2 protein-coding genes and 1 pseudogene are annotated in these 1,484 nt (G+C 64.4%); 1 reads left to right on the forward strand and 2 read right to left on the reverse strand.

What is annotated here, in order from left to right; genetic code table 11:
* A pseudogene (locus tag AC1DSN_RS22515) lies at nucleotides 1-229 on the forward strand (hypothetical protein); the annotation flags it as partial.
* 15 nt (nucleotides 230-244) lie between these two features.
* Here AC1DSN_RS22515 and AC1DSN_RS22520 read toward each other — a convergent pair.
* Together AC1DSN_RS22520 and AC1DSN_RS22525 are read right to left on the reverse strand one after the other, a co-directional pair.
* Nucleotides 245-1,021, reverse strand: a complete 777-nt coding sequence (locus tag AC1DSN_RS22520; protein ID WP_477298827.1) for an anti-sigma factor family protein — start codon at nucleotides 1,019-1,021, stop codon at nucleotides 245-247.
* Nucleotides 1,011-1,484, reverse strand: a 474-nt coding sequence (locus AC1DSN_RS22525; RefSeq protein WP_477333044.1) for a sigma-70 family RNA polymerase sigma factor, incomplete at its 5' end; no start/stop codon positions are given. The genes AC1DSN_RS22520 and AC1DSN_RS22525, both read right to left, overlap by 11 nt.

Consider the following 1,484-nt stretch of genomic DNA (forward strand, 5'->3'; position numbering starts at 1 on the left):
GCGCGACACGCTCGCCACGCTTTCCACCCCGGGCCTTTGGCTGTTCGGAGGCAAGGACATCCAGGCCCCGGTGGGCTTGTCGACCGAGCACCTCGACGCACTGAAGGCTCGAGGCAAGCCCTACGATTGCCAGATGTTCCCTACCCTGGGGCACAACCTGACGTCATCCGACGCCAGCGGGCCGGTGACCACAGCGGTTGCATGGATCAAAGCGCTCCCGCATAGCTGACGCCGCGGAAGCGAGTCACTCCCCGCCGGGTCGGACACCATCCGCCAGCAACTCCCTGAATCGCGTCAGCTCCGCCTCATCCATGTCTGAAACAATCGCTGCCGGCTGTCCGCCCACCGTGGCGCGTTCCAGCACATAGCCCTGCGATTGCACGAGCTCGTTGCCGGCAGCGGCCGCCGTTGCCGGCAGCACGAAGACATCGATCACGTGCTTGCCATGGCGATAGACGAGGACGGGAACGCGTTCCGTACCGGCATAGTCGATGCGACCGCCGATGAGCGCATAGCCCTGGGCGGCAAAATCCCGCACGACGGGCGCCGTCGCGATTTTCCCGGCGAACCACGGCTTCACGGTATGTTGGTCGGTAGACACCACGTCGATGGGCGACAACGCGGCCAACGCCCGCCAGTGGCTGGCAAACAGGTCACGCGTAAGTTGGGCCTGCTCGTGGCCGGGATTGGACGCGTGATTCCACGCAGCCAGGGTGAGCCCGCCTGCCACAAACGCCAGTATCCATGAGGCCGCCAACGCCAGCCGGGGCAGCGGCATGCGAGACCGCACACGGGCGACCGGGGGCGCCATTTCCTGTTGAATACGGGCACGCAACGCCTCCGGCGCCCGATACCGGGGCGCATCCTTGCGCAACGAACTGCGCAAGGCATCGAGCCCGATCAAGGCGTCGCGGCATTCGGCACATTCATCGAGGTGTGCTTCGAATTCGCGACTGGTGGCACGATCCAGCTCACCGTCGAAGTACAGCGGCAGCATCTCATTAGCCGTCTTACAGTCCATGAGGAGCCTCCATGTTGCCGTTATCGGTCAGTGCCTTCTGTAGCAGTGCGCGTCCCCGGGCCAGACGGGACATCACGGTACCGATGGGCGTTTGCAGTACGTCGGCGATCTCCCGATACGACAGCTCTTCGATTTCGCGCAGGATGAGCACCTCACGAAAAAGATCCGGCAGGTTTCGCAGGTGTTCGGTGATCAGCTGCCTGCGTCGGGCGCTATCGAGTCGTTCTTCTACCTCGTCCGCCTCCGCACGCGGCATCCAGTGTTCCGCGGCGGCGGGATTACCGTCGATCGCAACGTTCTTCTTCTCCTTATTGCGTACGGCCAGTCGGGCGAGACAACAGTTTCGTACGATCGCAAGCCACCACGCGCGTGCGTTTCCACCGGCATAGGTCTCGGACGCGCGGGCGGCGCGAAGGTAGGCGTCGTGCACGGCGTCCGCGGCATCCTGCTCGCTGCCAAGCAG

The organism is Luteibacter sp. P4_D7_3 (genome assembly GCF_056401735.1).